Source organism: Micrococcus sp. KRD096, assembly GCF_017168495.1.
In the GTDB taxonomy this organism is placed as follows: domain Bacteria; phylum Actinomycetota; class Actinomycetes; order Actinomycetales; family Micrococcaceae; genus Micrococcus; species Micrococcus luteus.
Genome location: NZ_JABFAY010000004.1, coordinates 131,025 through 149,179, shown reverse-complemented (window position 1 = coordinate 149,179; position 18,155 = coordinate 131,025). Strand labels below are relative to the sequence as shown.

General features: G+C 73.9%; 12 protein-coding genes and 1 pseudogene. 5 read left to right on the top strand and 8 right to left on the bottom strand.

Features of this window, described 5'->3' with window-relative positions:
• A pseudogene (locus J1M41_RS02890) lies at window positions 1-1,027 on the top strand (protein kinase); the annotation flags it as partial.
• 116 nt (window positions 1,028-1,143) lie between these two features.
• On the opposite strand, the gene J1M41_RS02885 reads toward J1M41_RS02890, so the two are convergent.
• The 4 genes from J1M41_RS02885 to J1M41_RS02870 all read right to left on the bottom strand — a co-directional run bounded on the left by J1M41_RS02885 (window position 1,144) and on the right by J1M41_RS02870 (window position 6,408).
• On the bottom strand, window positions 1,144-1,488 hold the full coding sequence (locus J1M41_RS02885) for a hypothetical protein (protein ID WP_073116538.1): 345 nt from the start codon (window positions 1,486-1,488) through the stop codon (window positions 1,144-1,146).
• Between the two features lie 18 nt (window positions 1,489-1,506).
• Window positions 1,507-3,363, bottom strand: a complete 1,857-nt coding sequence (sucB, locus tag J1M41_RS02880) for a 2-oxoglutarate dehydrogenase, E2 component, dihydrolipoamide succinyltransferase (RefSeq protein ID WP_206451099.1) — start codon at window positions 3,361-3,363, stop codon at window positions 1,507-1,509.
• Between the two features lie 98 nt (window positions 3,364-3,461).
• Window positions 3,462-4,841, bottom strand: coding sequence for a dihydrolipoyl dehydrogenase (gene lpdA, locus J1M41_RS02875; RefSeq protein ID WP_036336938.1), 1,380 nt, complete (start codon window positions 4,839-4,841; stop codon window positions 3,462-3,464).
• 115 nt (window positions 4,842-4,956) lie between these two features.
• Complete coding sequence (locus J1M41_RS02870) at window positions 4,957-6,408, bottom strand: leucyl aminopeptidase (protein ID WP_206451098.1); 1,452 nt, start codon at window positions 6,406-6,408, stop codon at window positions 4,957-4,959.
• 167 nt (window positions 6,409-6,575) lie between these two features.
• Between J1M41_RS02870 and J1M41_RS02865 the strand changes: the two genes are divergently transcribed.
• The 3 genes from J1M41_RS02865 (at window position 6,576) to J1M41_RS02855 (ending at window position 10,353) form a co-directional block, all read left to right on the top strand.
• Entirely contained in the window at window positions 6,576-7,532 is a 957-nt protein-coding gene (locus J1M41_RS02865; RefSeq protein WP_036384622.1) for a PAC2 family protein, read from the top strand.
• A 36-nt stretch (window positions 7,533-7,568) separates the two neighbouring features.
• Entirely contained in the window at window positions 7,569-8,627 is a 1,059-nt protein-coding gene (locus J1M41_RS02860) for a DUF4192 family protein (RefSeq protein ID WP_206451097.1), read from the top strand.
• A 160-nt stretch (window positions 8,628-8,787) separates the two neighbouring features.
• The gene (locus J1M41_RS02855; RefSeq protein WP_241247658.1) at window positions 8,788-10,353 is read left to right on the top strand and encodes an RNA polymerase sigma factor; all 1,566 of its coding nucleotides are present in this window, start codon (window positions 8,788-8,790) and stop codon (window positions 10,351-10,353) included.
• A gap of 65 nt (window positions 10,354-10,418) precedes the next feature.
• On the opposite strand, the gene J1M41_RS02850 is transcribed toward J1M41_RS02855, so the two are convergent.
• Window positions 10,419-10,628 carry a hypothetical protein gene (locus J1M41_RS02850; protein WP_002858172.1) on the bottom strand — a complete coding sequence of 70 codons (210 nt, stop codon included), beginning with the start codon at window positions 10,626-10,628 and terminating at the stop codon, window positions 10,419-10,421.
• Window positions 10,629-10,879: 251 nt separating this feature from the next.
• Between J1M41_RS02850 and J1M41_RS02845 the strand changes: the two genes are divergently transcribed.
• Window positions 10,880-12,985 carry a DNA topoisomerase IV subunit B gene (locus tag J1M41_RS02845; protein ID WP_206451095.1) on the top strand — a complete coding sequence of 702 codons (2,106 nt, stop codon included), beginning with the start codon at window positions 10,880-10,882 and terminating at the stop codon, window positions 12,983-12,985.
• A 124-nt stretch (window positions 12,986-13,109) separates the two neighbouring features.
• On the opposite strand, the gene J1M41_RS02840 is transcribed toward J1M41_RS02845, so the two are convergent.
• From J1M41_RS02840 to J1M41_RS02830, 3 genes are read right to left on the bottom strand one after another with little or no spacing between them, the layout of a single operon-like run.
• On the bottom strand, window positions 13,110-14,183 hold the full coding sequence (locus J1M41_RS02840; protein WP_010078535.1) for an NAD(P)-dependent oxidoreductase: 1,074 nt from the start codon (window positions 14,181-14,183) through the stop codon (window positions 13,110-13,112).
• A complete protein-coding gene (locus tag J1M41_RS02835; protein WP_342214056.1) occupies window positions 14,180-17,035 on the bottom strand; it encodes an alpha/beta fold hydrolase in 2,856 nt (951 codons plus the stop codon). Before J1M41_RS02835 ends, J1M41_RS02840 begins: the two co-directional genes overlap by 4 nt.
• 56 nt (window positions 17,036-17,091) lie before the next feature.
• Entirely contained in the window at window positions 17,092-18,123 is a 1,032-nt protein-coding gene (locus J1M41_RS02830) for a 3-oxoacyl-ACP synthase III (RefSeq protein WP_044659529.1), read from the bottom strand.
• Between the last annotated feature and the right edge of the window lie 32 nt (window positions 18,124-18,155).

Here is an 18,155-nt window from a genome sequence, read left to right as displayed (position 1 = left end):
GCCGAGTGACGTCCATGCGTGGGCCGCCCTGGGCTGGTACGCGCTCACCGGTCGGGCGCCGGGCGCCGCCGGGCATCGGGCGCCGCTGCCCGTCCTGGTCCCCGAAGCGTCCCCCGAGCTCGCGCTGCTGCTCGATGCGGCGCTCTCCCCGGACCCGGCGGCGCGGCCGAGCGCGGAGGAGGCCGCCGCAGCCGTATACGCGACGGCCCGGCCCGAGCCGGTCCCGCTGGGAGAGGCCGCCCCCGCCGAGGTGGCGCACCTGCTGCCCACGGTGCTGCCGGGCTCCGGGCCCACGCGGCGACGCCGGGGACGACGCGCGGCTCCGAGACGGCGCGCGCTCGCGCGCCGACGGGGGGCGGCGCCACGCCGGGGCGTCCTCGTGGCCGCCGGGCTGGCCACCGCGCTGGCCGTCGGCGGCGGCACCGCCGGGCTGTGGTGGCCGGCGTCCCTGGGCGACGCGACGGAGGGGGCGCCGGAGCCGGCGGGCGCGGTGCCGGCCGGCACCTCGGTGGACGCGGCGCGCCCGGCGGACGGGACGCCGGAGAGCGGGACGCCGGCGAGGGTGCCGGACGCGGGTGCCCCCGGGGAGGACGCCGCCGGGGAGGACGCCGTCGACGTGGGCGAGGCGCTGGCCGCGGTCGGCCACGCCCGGACTGCCGCGCTCATCGACCCGGAGCCTGCGCGACTGGACGCCTACGCCGTGCCCGGGGGACCGGCGTGGGAGAACGACCGGGATCTGCTGCGCCGGCTGACGGACGAGGGGTTCGCCTTCTCCGGCCTCGAGGTGACGGTGGAGCAGGCCGGACCCGCCCGGCGGGCCGGGGACGACGCGCTGCGTGTCGACGCCGTGCTCCGGACGTCGGCCCACACCGTGCTGGACCGCGCGGGACGCGTGGCGGCCCACCGGGAGGCGACGGCCGACGAGGTCGTGCTGGTCCTGCGCAGCGGCCACGGAGAGGACCCCGAGGCGCGGGACGGCGGTGCGGCGGGTCGGACGTGGCGGGTCGAGACCGTCGATCCGCGCTGACCCCGGGCCCGGATCCAGCGCCGGAGGCCGGCGGTCCCGACGGGCCAACGCCGCGGGCCCCGGGGAGAAGCTCCCCGGGGCCCGCGGCGTGGTGCGGCGTCAGCCGCCTGGGCCGGTCACTGCCAGAGGACGGCGACCAGGATGTTGACCAGGCCGAGCCCACCGACCGCGTGGGCCAGCCCGGTGGGCACGAGCTCCCCGCGGTTGGACTTGCGGCGGCCGATCAGGGCGGCCACGAAGACGATGACGCCGATCAGGAACTTGACGCCCAGCTTCATGTGGTTCGGCTCCCCGCTCATGGCGAGGCCGAAAAGCACCACGCCGGAGACGATCATGCCCACGGAGCCCCACCACTGCGAGGTGGTGACGGTCGGGTTGCGGAAGTGCGCGAACCAACCGCCCACGATCGCTGCGGCGGACACGATGTGCACGGCCACCAGGATGCTGTGCAGGATATCCACAGTCCTTCTCCCTTTCCGTCAGAGACCCAGCTCGTTGGCGAACTCGCCGCCCTCGAGACGCTGACGCAGCGTCGTCAGGAAGCGGCCCGCGTCGGCCCCGTCCACCAGGCGGTGGTCGTAGGTCAGGGACAGGTACATCATGTGGCGGATGGCGATCGAGTCGTTGCCGTCCGCGTCGGTCACCACCATGGGACGCTTCACGATCGCACCGGTGCCCAGGATCGCGACCTGCGGCTGGTTGATGATCGGCGTGTCGAACAGCGCGCCCACGGAGCCGATGTTCGTGATCGAGAACGTGCCGCCCGAGAGCTCGTCCGGCGAGATCTTGTTCGTGCGGGTGCGCTCGGCCACATCGGCGATCTTCTGGGCGAGGCCCGTCAGGTTCAGGGAGCCGGCGTCCTTGATGACGGGCACCAGCAGCCCCTTCTCCGTGTCCACGGCGATCGCGATGTCCTCGGACGCGTGGTACGTGATCTCCTTGTTGTCCTCGGAGAACGACGCGTTCAGCTTGGGGTGCTGCTTGAGGGCCTCGGCGACGGCCTTCGTGATGAACGGCAGGTACGTCAGGTTCACGCCGGCCTGCTGCTGGAAGGAGGCCTTGGCCTTCTTGCGCAGCTGCACGATGCGGGTGACGTCCACCTCGTGCACCTGGGTCAGCTGGGTGGACAGGTCGAGGGACTCGCGCATGCGCTGGGCGATGACCTGGCGGATGCGCGGCGCCTTCTCCACCTCGCCGCGGACCGAGGGGTCCACGGAGGAGCTCGTGGCCGGGGCGGACGCGGCCGACGACGGGGCGGCAGCCTCGGAGGCCTGCTCGGCCGGAGCCTCGGACCCGCCCGCGGCGGCCTGCGAGGCCAGCGCGGCGGCGAGCACGTCCTGCTTGCGGATGCGGCCGCCGACGCCCGTGCCGCGGACCGTGGACAGGTCCACGTTGTTCTGGTGGGCCAGGCGGCGCACCAGCGGGGTCACGTAGCCCTGGCCGGGCTCGGTGGCGGCGGGCGCCTCGGCGGACTCGCCCTGCGCGGAGTCGCGCTCAGCGGACTCGCGCCGGGAGGCCTCCTCGGACGGGGACGCCTCGGGCGTCTCCTCCGACTTCTCGGCCCCGGCGGCCTCGGCGGCCTCCTCGGTCTCCTCGGGGGCCTCGGCCTCGGTCGCCTTGTCCTCGATCTCCTCGGCGGACGCCTCGTCCTGGCCGGAGGAGCTCTCCGACGGGGCGGTGCCGCCGCCGGCGGAGCCGGAGCCGACGAGTGCGAGGACGGCGCCCACCTCGACGGTGTCGTCCTCCTCCGCACGGATCTCCAGGAGGGTGCCCGCCACGGGGGAGGGGATCTCGGTGTCGACCTTGTCGGTGGAGACCTCGAGCAGCGGCTCGTCGACCTCGACCTCGTCGCCGACGGACTTCAGCCAGCGGGTCACAGTGCCCTCGGTCACGGACTCGCCCAGCGCCGGCAGGGTGACCTCGGAGGCCTCGCCGCCGGCCGACGGGGCCTCGTCCGAGCCCTGGTCGGTGGAGGCGCGCTCCTCCGGGGCCGGCTCGCCTGCGGGCTCCTGCTGGGCGTCGTCCTGCTGCGCCTCCTCGACGGCGGGCTCCTCTGCCGAGGCGTCGTCCTCCGACGCGTCGGCGGAGCCGCCGCCGGAGCCGTCGCCGATCGTGGCCAGCGGGGCGCCGACCTCGACCGTGTCGTCCTCCTCGACCAGGATCTCCTCGAGCACGCCGGCCACGGGGGACGGGATCTCGGTGTCGACCTTGTCGGTGGAGACCTCCACCAGGGGCTCGTCGACGGCGACCTCGTCGCCGACGGCCTTGAGCCAGCGGGTCACGGTGCCCTCGGTGACGGATTCGCCCAGGGCGGGCAGGTTCACGGTTTCAGACATGGTTCCGATGCTCCTCATGAGGGGTGGGCGCCGGGGGCGCCCACCCGGGGTTGCGAGGTGGGCCCGACGCACGGACCCGGGATGGTCAGTGCGGTGGGTCAGCTGTGCAGCGGGTGGCCGAACAGGGCCATGGCGGCCTCGCCCAGGGCCTCGTTCTGCGTGGGGTGCGCGTGCACGAACTGGGCGACGTCCTCGGGGTAGGCCTCCCAGTTCACGATGAGCTGCGCCTCGCCGATCTGCTCGCCGATGCGCTTGCCGATGCCGTGCACGCCCACGATCGGGCCGTTCTTCTGGCGGATCATCTTGATGATGCCGCCGGTGCCGAGGATCGAGGACTTGCCGTTGCCGGCCAGGTTGTACTCGGCGACCTCGACGTTGTCCTTGCCGAACTTCTCCTCCGCCTTGGGCTGGGTGTAGCCCACGGACATGATCTCCGGCTCGGTGAAGGTGACCTTCGGGATGTTGATGTCCTCGACGACCATCGGCTTGTTGCCGGCGATCTCCTCGGCCACGAAGATGCCCTGCTGGAAGCCGCGGTGCGCCAGCTGCAGACCGGGAACGATGTCGCCCACGGCGTAGATGTTGCCGACGCCGGTGTGCAGACGCTCGTCGGTGAGGACGAAGCCGCGGTCCATCTTGACGCCCTGCTCCTCGTAGCCGAGGCCCTCGGTGTTCGGGCCGCGGCCGACGGCGACGAGGCAGACCTCGGCCTCGAACTCCTTGCCGTCCGCGAGGGTCACCTTGACGCCCGAGTCGGTCTCCTCGACCTTGTCGAAGAACGTGCCCAGGTTGGTCTTGATGCCCTTCTTCTTGAACTCGCGCTCGAGGACCTTGATGATCGCCGGGTCCTCGTTGGGGACCAGGGTCTTCAGGCCCTCGATGATGGTGACGTCGACGCCGAAGGAGTTCCACAGGGACGCGAACTCGGAGCCGATGACACCGCCGCCGAGCACGATGGCCGACTTCGGGGTGTAGTCCAGCTCGAGGGCCTCCGTGGAGGTCATGATCTTCTTGGAGATGGGCAGGCCCATGGTCTTGGCCACGGAGCCGGAGGCCAGCACGATGTTCTCCGCCGTGTAACGGGTGCCGTCAACCTCGACCTCGTTCTTCGAGACGAGCTTGCCCTCGCCCTCGATGACCTGGACCTTGCGCATCTTCAGCAGGCCGGCCAGGCCCTTGTGCTTGCCGGCGACGATGCCGTCCTTGTAGTCGCGCACCTTCGCCATGTCCACGGACTCGAGGGTCGCGTTGACGCCGAACTTGGCGGCGTTGCGGGTCTCATCGGCCACCTCGGCGGCGTGCAGGTAGGCCTTCGTGGGGATGCAGCCCCAGTGCAGGCAGGTGCCGCCGACCTTGGACTTCTCCACGAGGGCGACGGACTTGCCGTACTGCACGGAACGCAGGGCTGCGGCGTACCCGGCGGAGCCACCGCCGAGGACGAGGACGTCGAATTCCTGAGCGGTTGCCTTGTCGGCCACGGTGTTGCTCCTTGGTGCTGGGGTCGGTGGATCGTGGTGGTGGTGCGTCACCGCCACCCCCGGCCGTCGGCGGCGGGCCGCGCGGCCGGGGACGCGGTGGACATCGGGACCAACCTTACCGGGCACGCCCCTCGATGAGACCCAACAGGGTCCGCACCATCACGCCGGTGGCGTCCTGCGGGGTGTAGCCGTACGCGGCCGACTCGTTGAAGGAGGGGCCGGCGATGTCGAGGTGGGCCCAGGGGGTCCGTGCGGCGGCGTCGCCCTCCGACCGTCCGGCGTCGACGAATTCGCGCAGGAAGGTGGCGGCGGTCATCATGCCGCCGAAGCGGTCGCCCATGTTGGAGATGTCCGCGACGCGCGAAGCGAGCGAGGCGCGCAGCTGCTCCGGCAGGGGCATGCCCCACGCGAGCTCCCCGGCCGCGTCGGCCGCGGCGACGACCTCGTCGCGCAGCGCGTCGTCACCCATGACGCCCGTGTGGCGCACGCCGAGGGCGACCAGCTGGGCACCGGTGAGGGTGGCCACGTCGAGCACCGCGTCGGGTCGCTCGTCGGTGGCCGCCACGAGGGCGTCGGCCATGACGACGCGGCCCTCGGCGTCCGTGTTCATGACCTCCACGGTCTTGCCGCCGTACATCGTGATGACGTCGGACGGGCGGATGGCGGTGCCCGAGGGCATGTTCTCGGCCAGCGCCAGCCAGCCGGTCACCTTCACAGGGACGTCCAGGGCCGCGGCGGCGCGCACGACGGCGAAGACGGTGGCGGCGCCGGCCATGTCCGACTTCATCGTCATCATCGAGGCGGCGGGCTTCAGCGAGATGCCGCCCGTGTCGAAGGTGATGCCCTTGCCCACCAGCGCGATGTGCGCGGCGGCGTCGGCCGGCGCGTGCTCGATGCGCACGAGCCGCGGCGGGCGGGAGGAGCCCTGGCCGATCGCGAGGATGCCGCCGAAGCCCTCGGCGCGCAGGCGGTCCTCGTCCCACACGTCCACGCTCACGGACGAGTCCGCGAGGTCCTCCGCGACGGCGTCCGCGAACGTGGCCGGGTAGAGGTGCGAGGGGGCCGTGTTCACCAGGTCGCGCACGGCGCAGACCGCGTCGCCCACGACGGCGGCCCGGCGCAGCACGGGGTCGGCGTCCGCGGCGGCGAGCGGGGTGACGACCTCGAGCTCGCGGACGGGACGGGACGAGTCCGCCTCGGCGCGGGCGCGCTCGGACTTCTGGGCGGTGAAGGCGTACGCACCCAGGACGGCGCCCTCGGCAACGGCGGCCAGTCGGGCCGGGGTGTCGGCCGGCAGGGCCAGGGCCACGGCGTCGGTGCCGGCCAGGGAGCGCACGGCAGCCCCAGCGGCGCGGCGCAGGGACTCGTCCGAGGCCTCACCGTCGTCGTCCAGGCCGCCGACGCCGGCCAGGACCAGCAGCGGCACCGGCACGCCGCCCAGGCCCGGGAGGCGGTGGACCTCGTCCTCGGCGCCCCGCACGCCCAGCAGCTCGAACGAGGCCTCGAGGGCGGTGGCCGCCTCGGCCGGCAGCGCGTCCGTCAGGAGCACGGGGCCGTCCCGCGTCATCCTAGCCAGAGGGCTCGCGCGCCCGTCCAGGGCGCGCGGGCGCGGAATAGGAGGGTGCCGTGCCGTGGTTGACTGACGCCAGAGGACAGGGAGGGATGTGCGTCCGTCGCCATCCGGGCGGCGGGGACGGCTCTCCCGCAGACAGACCACCGGAAGGGGAACGAGACGTGCAGGACGCCGCGCCGCTGTACACCCGTCATGAGGGGGCGCCCGTGCCCCCCGGCCTGGGCATGCTCGTGGCCCTGACCGGGCACATGGACGCGGGCCGGGTTGCTCGGCAGGTGCGGGCCGCCCTGCACGAGCACCTGACCCATCGGACCGTCGTCTCCTTCGACGTCGACTCGATGTTCGACTACCGCGCCCGGCGTCCCCGGCTCCGGTTCGACCGGGACCGCTACCGCGATCTGCGCCTGCCCGCGCTCGAGGTGCAGCTGGTCGAGGACCTGCTCGGCCACCCCTTCCTGCTGCTGTCCGGCCCCGAGCCGGACTTCCGGTGGCAGGCGGTGACGGAGGCCGTGCTCGGCCTCGCGCAGGAGTGGGAGGTGGACTCGCTCACGTTCCTCGACGCGGCCCCGCTGCCCGTGCCGCACACGCGGCGGCTCGGGGTCACGACCCACGGGTCCCGCGCCGAGGCCGTCGAGGGGCTGTCCACCTGGAGCCCGCAGGCGGACATCGTCGCGGGGCTGCTGCAGATGCTGGAGCTGCGCGCCGAGGAGGCGGACCTGCCGACGGCGGGCTACACCGTCCATGTGCCGCACTACGTGGCCGAGGCGTCCTTCCCCCAGGCGGCCGTGGCCGCGCTCGAGTACGCGGGGGCCGCCATGGGGCTCATGCTGCCCTCGGACGACCTGCGAGACGCCTCGCGGGACATCGAGGCCGAGCTGGAGCGCCAGGTCTCCGGGTCCGGGGAGATCCAGCAGATGATCGCCGGCCTGGAGCGCAACTACGACCAGAACGCCGAGGACCAGGAGCGGTCGCTGCTGGAGACCGAGCAGGGCCTGCCCGACGGGGACGAACTCGCCTCCGCCGTCGAGGCGTACCTCGCCGCGCGGGACGCCGGCGGCGGGTCCGCTCCTGCACAGGAGGACGGACCCGGCCGTCCGTCCACCGACGACGGGGACTGATCCCCCCGCGGGCGCCCGGTCGGCGAGGGTGGCGGCATGGAAGCCCCCACCTCGCTCGACGTCCCCGTCCTGCCGGCCCGCGGCCCGGAGGACCTGCTCGCCTACGTCGGCCACGCCCTCGGGCGGTTGCCCGAGGCCAGCCTCGTCCTCCTCACCCTGCGCGACGGGCGCCTGCGCGCCGTGGTGCGGGTCGACCTGCCTCCCGAGGAGGTCGACGTCGGTGCCTGGGCCTGCGCCGTGGCCGAGGTGTGCCGGCGGGACGCGGCCGCGGACGCGACGCTCTGCCTCGCGCTGCCGGACGGCCCCCGGGCCCCGCTGACCCGTCCCGGCTGGGCCGCGGCGCTCGACGACGCCCTGGCGTCCGCGGGTCGCCCCCTCGCCGCGGCCTGGACGTGCGCCCAGGGACGGGCGCGCCCCTGGTGGGGGAGCGGCGTCGCCGAGGAGGGCCCGCTCGACCCCCGAGCCGCGCCCCTGTCCCTGCACCTGATGACCCGCGGTTCGGTCTGGGACCGTGCGGCGGTGCCCGCCCCGGTCCCGCGCCGCGGTCCCGCCGCGGCCCGGCCCGACGACGCGCGGTGGCGGGCGCCCGAGCAGGACACGCCCCGGGCGCGCCGCGCGTGGCTGGCGCAGTGGGAGTCGGTGCTGACCGGCGCGGCGCGTGGCCGCGGTGCGCCCGCCCCCGCCGTGCTGGGCTCTCCGCTGACGCGTCCGGCCTGGCGCGACGGCCTGCTGCTCCATGCCGCCGCGCCGTCCGGCGCGGCCACGGGGGATCCGGAGGACGAGGAACGGATCCTCACCGCGGCCTCGGGCCGGGCTCCGGCCTGGGACCGGCTGGACGCCCTGCGGGCGGGGCTGCGCGCGCTGGTGCCCGTCGCGACGCCGGCCGTGGCGGCGCAGGCCCTGGCGCTGGCCGGGTGGGTCGGCTGGGCCCGCGGCCACGGCTCCGACGCGGACGCCCACCTGACCGCGGCGGCGGCGCTGAGCCCCGGCGACCCGTTCGTCTCCGTCCTGCGACGCATCGTGGCCGCGGGGTGCGTCGCCGGCTGGGCGACCGACCCGGCCACCGCGTGGCGGCCCGACGGTGGCGGCCCATGAGAGAATGATGCGGCTTCACGACGGCACGGCCGACCGCACCCCGTTTCCCGGATTCGGAATAGATCGGTCACAGCCGTCGTTGACGCACACGGACCCTGCAGTCGACGGGCCCGGACGACGTCGGTCGTCCGAGGCCGGGACTTGACAGGGTCACGTGTCTATGGACTGCAAAGATCCGCGGGTGGCCGCGGACGAGACGGAAAGGCCTCGAGTGACCACTTCGACGACCAGCGGTGCGCAGGACGGCAAGGAGACCACTGCCTCCGGGGCCACGACCACGCGCACCCGCTCCACGGCAGCCAAGAAGTCGGCAGCCAAGAAGTCGGCAGCCACGAAGAGCGCCACGACCAAGGGCGCCACGACGCGGACGACCGCGACGAAGTCGGCGGCGACCAAGACCGCTGCCACGCCGACGGCCAAGAAGAAGGCGACCCGGAAGCCCACCGCGGCCAAGACCACCGCCACGGCCAAGACCACCGCCGCGAAGAAGACCGCCACGACCGGGGGCAAGAAGGCCACCGCGTCCGCCGCCTCCGCCGAGCAGGCCGAGGACGACGAGGAGCTCGTCCAGGCGCGCGAGCGCACCGAGGCCGCGGACGCCGTCGAGGAGGACGTGGTGGCGGACGAGACCGCCACCGAAGACTCTGATGATGAGGACGCGGACGGCTCGGACGCTCCGGAGCGTCCGGCGATGGACGCGGAGGCCGTGACCGGCACGACGGCCGCCACAGGCCAGAAGGTGGCCCAGTCCAAGGGCGCGTTCGTCATGGACGACTCCGAGGACGACGCCCCGGTGCAGCAGGTGGTCGTGGCGGGCGCCACGGCGGACCCGGTGAAGGACTACCTGAAGCAGATCGGCAAGGTCGCCCTGCTCAACGCCGAGCAGGAGGTGGACCTGGCCATGCGCATCGAGGCCGGCCTCTACGCCGAGCACGTCGTGCAGCACGAGGCCTCCGACGACTACCGCGAGCGCCGGGACATCCAGCTGATCATCGCGGACGGGCGCAAGGCCAAGAACCACCTGCTCGAGGCCAACCTGCGTCTGGTGGTCTCCCTGGCCAAGCGCTACACCGGTCGCGGCATGCTGTTCCTGGACCTCATCCAGGAGGGCAACCTCGGCCTGATCCGCGCCGTCGAGAAGTTCGACTACACCAAGGGCTTCAAGTTCTCCACGTATGCCACGTGGTGGATCCGTCAGGCCATCACCCGCGCCATGGCGGACCAGGCCCGCACCATCCGCATCCCGGTGCACATGGTGGAGGTCATCAACAAGCTGGCCCGCGTGCAGCGGCAGATGCTCCAGGACCTCGGCCGCGAGCCCACCCCGGAGGAGCTGGCCAAGGAGCTGGACATGACCCCGGAGAAGGTCGTGGAGGTGCAGAAGTACGGCCGCGAGCCCATCTCCCTGCACACCCCGCTCGGCGAGGACGGCGACTCCGAGTTCGGCGACCTGATCGAGGACTCCGAGGCCGTGGTGCCCGCGGATGCCGTCTCCTTCACGCTGCTCCAGGAGCAGCTGCACTCGGTGCTGGACACCCTTTCCGAGCGCGAGGCCGGCGTCGTCGCCATGCGCTTCGGCCTGACCGACGGCCAGCCCAAGACGCTGGACGAGATCGGCAAGGTCTACGGAGTGACACGAGAGCGCATCCGCCAGATCGAGTCGAAGACCATGTCCAAGCTGCGTCACCCCTCCCGCTCGCAGGTGCTCCGGGACTACCTGGACTGAGTCGGAGCGGCATGATGAAGGGCCGGACCCCCGCGGGGGTCCGGCCCTTCGTCATGCCGGGCGCGTCAGGCGCCGGCGGTGAGGCGGTCCGTCTCGTCCTGCCACAGCGCGGCCTGGGGACGCAGCGCGTCCTCGACGGCGCGGGCGTGGTGGGCGCAGAACTGGAGGGCACCGCCCGAGTGCAGCACGGCGCGGACGTAGGCCTGCGCGCCGCAGCGGTCGCAGCGGTCGGAACGGGTGAGGGCGGCCGGCTCGGCCACGGCGGTGATGGACATGGTGTCCTCCTCGGGTCTCTCGGGGCTGGAGGGCGACGACGCCGGTGGGGCGGGTCGGTCCTCCTCTTGTCCCATGGAACAGCAAGGATGGCAGGGAACTTCCCCGCGCGCCCGCCCCGCACCCGCGTTTCGCCACCCGCGTACGCGAGCGGCCGGGCCGGGCGGCTCGGGAGGTCCGGCGCGGAGCCTGGCGTGTCCGGCCCGCGGAGTAGGCTGGACCGGCCGCCGTCGTCCACCGAAAGGCCCGCCCCGTGCCCGCGAACACCGAGTACAACGCCCGCCACCTCTCCGTGCTGGAGGGGCTCGAGGCCGTCCGCAAGCGGCCGGGCATGTACATCGGCTCCACCGATTCCCGCGGCCTCATGCACTGCCTCTGGGAGATCATCGACAACTCGGTGGACGAGGCTCTGGCCGGCTTCGGGCAGTCGATCGAGATCACCCTGCATCCGGACGGCTCCGTCGAGGTCGAGGACAACGGGCGCGGCATCCCCGTGGACGTGGAGCCGCGCACCGGCCTGTCCGGTGTCGAGGTGGTGTTCACCAAGCTCCACGCCGGCGGCAAGTTCGGCGGCGGTTCCTACGCCGCCTCGGGCGGCCTGCACGGCGTGGGCGCGTCGGTGGTCAATGCCCTGTCCTCGCGCCTGGACGTGCAGGTGCTGCGCGGCGGCAAGGTCCACCAGATGTCGTTCCGGCGCGGCGAGCCGGGCCGCTTCCAGGACGGGTCGCGCCCGTCGCCAGACGCCCCGTTCGAGCCGTCCACGGACGCCTCGCCGCTGGACGTCGTCGGGAAGGCCAAGCGCGGGCAGACCGGCACGCGCGTGCGCTACTGGGCGGACGAGCAGATCTTCGTGAAGGACGCGACGTTCTCCGCCGAGGAGCTCCAGGCGCGGGCGCGCCAGACCGCCTACCTGATCCCGGGCCTGCGGATCACAGTCAAGGACCTGCGCCGCCGACCCGGCACGCCCGGCGCCGACGGCCCGGTCGAGGAGGTCTTCCAGTACGACGGCGGCATCTCCGAGTTCGTGGAGCACCTCACGCCCGCCACCCCGGTGACGGACGTGTGGCGGATCCAGGGCTCCGGCACCTTCAAGGAGCGGGTCCCGGTGCTCGGCGAGGACGGGCGCACCTCCATGCAGGATGTGCAGCGCACGTGCGAGGTGGACGTCGCCCTGCGCTGGGACGTCGGCTACGACACCGTGTTCCGGTCCTTCGTGAACATCATCGCCACGCCCAAGGGCGGCACCCATCAGTCCGGGTTCGAGGCGGCACTGCTGAAGGTGTTCCGGGCCCAGGTGGAGGCCAACGCGCGCCGGCTCAAGGCCGGGTCGGACAAGGTGGAGAAGGACGACGTGCTGGCCGGCATGACCGCCGTCCTGACGGTGCGGCTCGCCGAGCCGCAGTTCGAGGGGCAGACCAAGGAGATCCTCGGCACCTCCGCGGTGCGGCGGATCGTCTCACAAGTGGTGGAGAAGCAGCTGACCGCCCGCCTCACCTCCACGGCCCGCGCCCAGAAGCAGCAGGTGCACACGCTGCTGGAGAAGGTCGTCGCCGAGATGAAGTCGCGCATCTCCGCGCGCACCCACAAGGAGAACCAGCGGCGCAAGAACGCCCTGGAGACCTCGACGATGCCGGCCAAGCTGGCGGACTGCCGCAGCAACGACGTCGCTTCCTCCGAGCTGTTCATCGTCGAGGGCGACTCGGCGCTCGGCACCGCCAAGCTGGCCCGGTCCTCCGACTTCCAGGCCCTGCTGCCGATCCGGGGCAAGATCCTGAACGTGCAGAAGGCCTCGGTCTCGGACATCCTGGCCAATGCCGAGTGCGCGGCGCTGATCCAGGTCGTCGGAGGTGGTGCGGGGCGCAGCTTCGACCTGGATGCGGCCCGCTACGGCAAGGTCGTGCTGATGACGGACGCGGACGTGGACGGTGCCCACATCCGCACCCTCCTGCTGACGCTCTTCTTCCGCTACATGCGGCCCATGGTCGAGGCCGGGCGCGTGTACGCGGCCGTCCCGCCGCTGCACCGGATCGAGGCGGTGACCCGCGGCGTCAAGGAACGCGAGGTCATCTACACGTACTCCGAGCAGGAGCTGCACGCGACGCTCGCCCGCCTGGAGCGGGAGGGCCGCTCGTACCGCGAGCCGATCCAGCGCTACAAGGGCCTGGGCGAGATGGACGCCGACCAGCTGGCCGAGACCACGATGGACCCGCGCCACCGCATGCTCCGCCGCGTGAACATCACCGAGGTGGAGGCCGCCGAGCGGGTCTTCGACCTGCTCATGGGCTCGGCGGTGGCCCCGCGCAAGGACTTCATCGTCTCCCACGCCGACGAGCTGGACCGCGCGCGCATCGACGCCTGACCCTCCGCTTTCGTTCGGGAAACGGCGGCGCGGCCGCCGCCGTTTCCCGAACGAAAGCGGCGTGACCCGCGCCGTTTCCCGAACGAAAGCTCGGGACGGGCGCTCGTTCCGGCCGCGGCGGGCGTCAGCGGTCGCGGTAGTACGCCGCGACGCGGTGCAGGCCCTCGTCGATGCTCACGGTCGGCGTCCACGAGAGGACCTCACGGGTGCGACGCTGGTCGAACCAGTGGGCGGTCGAGAGCTGCTCGGCGAGGAACTCGGTCAGCGGCGGCTCGCCGTCGTCGGAGCCGACGCCCCGGGACCGCAGCCCGAACAGATCCCGCTCCCACGCCCGCTCGATCAGGGCGCCGGCGCGCCGGGCCAGGCCCGCCGGGACGCGGCGTTCGGGCTCCGCGGCGCCGCCCGCCAGCGCGATCTGGCGGATCAGCTCGCCGACCGGTCGCGGCTCGCCGTTGGTGACCACGAGGGCCTCGCCGTGGTGCACGTCGGCCGCGGACACAGCCGCCACCACGGCCTCGACGGCGTTGGCCGTGTACAGCGTGTCGACCAGGGGAGCGCCCGTGCCGAGCACGGGCATTCGCCCGGCCCGCGCGCGCTGCACGATCCGGTCGGTGAGCTGCAGGTCCCCGGGCCCCCACATCAGGTGGGGGCGCAGCACCAGGACGCGGAAGTCGTCGCGGTCGGCGGCCAGGGCCAGTCGCTCGCCGGCCGCCTTCGTGCGCGCGTAGGGTCCGCGCGCGTGCTCGGGGCTGGCGGCTCCGGCGCCCTCGCCGACGATGGAGTCGCCGGCGTGCGCCACGGAGGGGGAGGAGACGTGGACGAAGCGTCGCACGCCGTGGCGCTGTGCGGCGTGCAACAGGATGCGCGTGCCCTCCACGTTCACGGCCTCGTACTCGTGCTCGGGGCCGGACACGGACACCTTCGCGGCCACGTGCACCACGGTGTCCGCGCCGGTCAGGGCCTCCTCGACGGCGGCCGGGTCGGTCACGGACCCGCGCACGTCCCGCGCACCGGGCACGCCCGAGGGACGCCGCTGCAGGGTGGTCACGTCGTTGCCGGCATCGGCGAGCACCCGGGCGACGCCCGCACCCAGCAGCCCCGAGGCGCCGGTCACCAGGACGCGGCGCGACGCGAGGCGCTCGACGAGGTCGGGCATCCCGGCGGCGTCGAGGCCGACGTCGTAGCCGAAGCCGCTCACAGCGCACCCACCTTCCCGCCGGCGAGCACGGCCTCCGCCCAGTCGGCCACCCGGGCGCGGTCGATCTTGGAGTTGTGCCGGATGTCCGTGGGGATCTCATCGGCCACGAGCACCGCGGCCACCGGCAGCGGCTCGAGGGCCGCGCGCACGGCGGAGGCCAGCGCGGTCGGGGCGAGGCCCTGCTTGGGCCGGCCGTCCCGGTGGTGACCCGGGCGCCGCGCCGGGCGCGTGGCCGGCACGGCCGCCTCCACGACGACGACCACGGCCTGCGTGCCCCGGGGCCCGACGCCGACGACGGCGCTGCGCCGCACCGGCCCGAGGGCGTCGACGGTCTTCTCGGGCCCGCCCGGACCGACCGGGCCCTCGGGCGTGGTGATCACGTGCTGGAGCCGACCCTCGAGCCAGACGCGGCCCTCGGCGTCGAAGTGGCCGACGTCCGCGGTGCGGTGCCACACCCGGCCGTCCCGCCGCCACAGCCCGTCGCGCTTGCTCTGCTGGTCGGTGTGCCAGAGCGCGTCGTAGCGGTCCTTCAGGTGGGGGGCGCTGACCACGATCTCGCCGAGGACGCCGTGGCCCCGCGCGGGGTCGAGGATGACGTCCTCGGCGCTGCCGTCCTCGAGCAGCGGCGCGATGGCCAGGGACACCGTGGGCAGCGCGGAGCCCACGCAGACGCCCTCGTCGTCGGCGGCGCGCAGGCGCTGCACCTCGGCGCCGTCGATGTCCGTGAGAAGCAGACCCTCGGTCATGCCCCACGGCGTGTGGACCCGGGCGTTCGGCATCAGGTCCGAGACCTGCCGCATCAGCTGCGGGTGCACGGGGGCGCCGGCCGAGAGCACGAGCCGCACGGCGTCGAGCGCCTCGCGCTGGGGAGCGTCGAGCCCGTCGGCGGTCGCGACCACGTTCGCCAGGGCGGCGGGGGAGGCGAACAGCACGCTCGACTGCCCGGCGATCGCGGCGTCGGCCAGCTTCTGCGCGGTGAGGGTGGCCGGCTGGGTGACGTCCATGTCCGGGGAGACGGACGCGGCGCCGAGGGCGGGTCCGAGCAGCGCGAACGGGGCGAAGCCGGCCAGCAGGGACCCGCCCGGGCGGATGCCCAGGGTGCGGGAGATCAGCGCCACGAGGCGGCCCAGCCGCTCGTGCGTGTACACGACGCCCTTGGCCGGGCCCGTGGAGCCGGAGGTGAACAGCACCGCGGCGTCCGCGTCCAGGGCGGGCTCGGGCAGCACGGTGCCGTGCTCGTCGACGGCGTCGCCCGCGGCCGGGTCGCGGTGGCGGTCCACCATCGCGTAGAGCGAGTCGGAGACGTCGAGCAGGCGGCGCTGGGCGGCGCCCGGCTCGGTCACGGAGATCCGGGTGCCCGGCCAGGACTGGGCGCGGGCCAACGTCAGCCCGGGGGTGCGGCCGATGATCCAGCGGGGGCGGGCCGACTTCATCGCCCGGGTCATGCCCTTGACCCCGAGGCCCTGGTCCGCCACCACGGCGACGGCGCCCACGCGCAGCACGGCGTACAGGGCCGCCGACAGGTCGCGACCCGGCGGCACGAGCATGGCGACCCGGTCGCCCGGCCGCATGCCCGCGGCCCACAGCCCGGTGGCGATGGCCGAGACCATCTCCTGCAGCTCACCCCAGGTGACGGCCACGGGGCGGCGGGCGGTGCCCACGAGCGAGCGGCCGGCCTGGGCGCCGGCCATGTCCACCAGCGCGGTGTACTCGCGGTGGTCCGAGCCGGGGGCGCCCCAGTCGCGCAGGTGGTCCCAGAGCCGGACCACGCCGGGCTCGCGGGCTCCGGGCTCCTCCCCGAGGTCCACCTCCAGGCCCGGGTCGGCGGCCGCGTCGGCGGTGGCGTGCGGGACGGGGCCCGGCAGCCCCGAGGCGGGGTCGGAGAGCTGGCCGCCGCGCAGCAGCTGGGCCCACTGCAGCAGGGGCGCGGTGATGTCGCGGTCGTCCACGAGCAGGTGCCCCGCCCGCTCGTAACGCTGCACGCGCGCGTGGGGCAGGCGGTCGCGGAGGTCGTCGAGGTAGCGGTCCAGGAAGACCGGGTCGTCGGCGCCCCACAGGATGAGGGCGGGCACGTCGGTGCGGCCCAGGGCGGCGAGGTCCTCGCCCACCCGCTGCAGTTCGGGATGGCTGCCGTGGCCGGGGTCGGCCGGGATGTCCGCGACGAAGCCGCCGACGCCGCCGCGTCGGGCCGCCGTGTCGTAGGGCAGGTGGTAGGCGGCCCGCGTCTCGCGGTCGAGGGCCGGGGTGGCGAGGGAGGTCGTCACGGAGAGGAAGGCGTCCGTGGTGACGGTGGAGGCCGGCAGGACGGGCCCGGCGAGGGCGGCCTGCAGCGGGGCGGGGATCGGCGCCCCCTCGGGCTGGTGGACCGCGGTGTTCAGGGTCGCGACGCCGGCCACCAGCTCCGGATGACGCGCCGCCCAGCCGAGGGACACGACACCGCCCCAGTCGTGGCCGAGCGTGATCAGCGGGTGGCCGGTGGCTGCCAGGTCGCGCAGCCCGAGAGCCGCCAGCAGGGCGTCCAGGTCGGCGATGCGGCCGCCCAGCGTGCGGTAGGTGTCGCCGGCACGGCCCATCGACGCGGCGGACGGGGAGCCCGCGTGCGCGAGGCGCTCGGAGAAGCCCATGTCCAGCTGGTCCGGCGCCACGACGCGCCACGCGGCCATGCCCCGGCGTGCCCGGCGCACGGTCTCCGCGAGCAGGGACCGCCACAGCCAGGACCACGTCGGGTTGCCGTGCACCGCCACGATCGTGCCGACGATCTCCGCCCCGGCCGCGGCGAGCACGGGACCGGTGTCCGCCACGTGCAGCGTCCGCACGGTCCCCTCCGGGTCCGCGGCGGAGCGGATCTCCACGAGGCGGGACCACGCCGGGTCCCAGCGATCTGGGGCATGGCTCTGGCTCCTTCAGCTCACCATTCGATCTCGAGCATCGCGGTGTTCAGGCCCGAGCCCACGCCCAGGCAGACCACCGTGTCCCCGTCCTCCAGGGCGTCCATCTCCCGCACGAGGGTGATGGGCAGCGACGCCGGGCCGACGTTGCCCAGCGTGGGGAACGTCGTCGGGATGCGCGCCGGGTCCAGGTGGGCGGACTCCGCGATCGCGTCGGTGTGCATCTGCGAGACCTGGTGGGTGATGAACCGGTCGGCCTCCGGCCACGCCCACTCCGCCGGGACGTCGTGCCACGCGTCCATCACGAGCTCGAGACCGTCCTTGAGCAGGGCGGTGGAGTCGGTGTACATGCCGTGGTGGTCGCCCACGCACAGGCCGTGGTGGTCGGTGCCGGCGCGGGTGATCCCGCGGACGATCCGATGGGCGTCCGGGTGGTCCTCGATGCGGCCGACGACGGCGGCGGCGGCCCCGGAGCCCAGCGTCAGGGACGCGAACTGCTCCATGAAGTTGCCGCGGTGCGTGGTCTCGGCGTGCAGGTTGGCCACGGTGGCGGCCTGCACCTTCGAGGCGTCCTCGGCGGCGACCACGACCGCGTAGTCGATCTGGCCGGCGTCCACGAGGGTGGAGGCGAGCATGAGGCCGTTGACGAACCCGAGGCACGCGTTCGTGATGTCGAAGTTGGTCGCCGAGGTCGGCAGCCCCATGAGGTGATGGATCCGCACGGCCACGGAGGGCTCGAGCGTGGCCCGGGTGACCGACGTGTTCACGAGCAGGCCCACCCGCTCCCGGGGGACGCCGGCCTGCTCCAGGGCCGCGACGCCGGCGCGGGCGGCGGCCTCCTGGAAGTCCTCGGTCTCGTCCCAGTTCCGTCGGCTGCGCACACCGGCCACCCGCTCCAGGAGGGAGCCGGGCAGGCGCAGGCGGGTGAGCACCTCCGCCAGCTGGTCGTCGAGGTCCCGCGAGGTGACTTCGACGGGGGCCTCCACCTCGGTGACCGCCAGGAGGGCGGCGCGGGAGTACTCGTAGCTGGCGTTGCCGGACACGTTCGTCACCAGGACCAATCTGCGGGGGGTCGGGGGAGGGG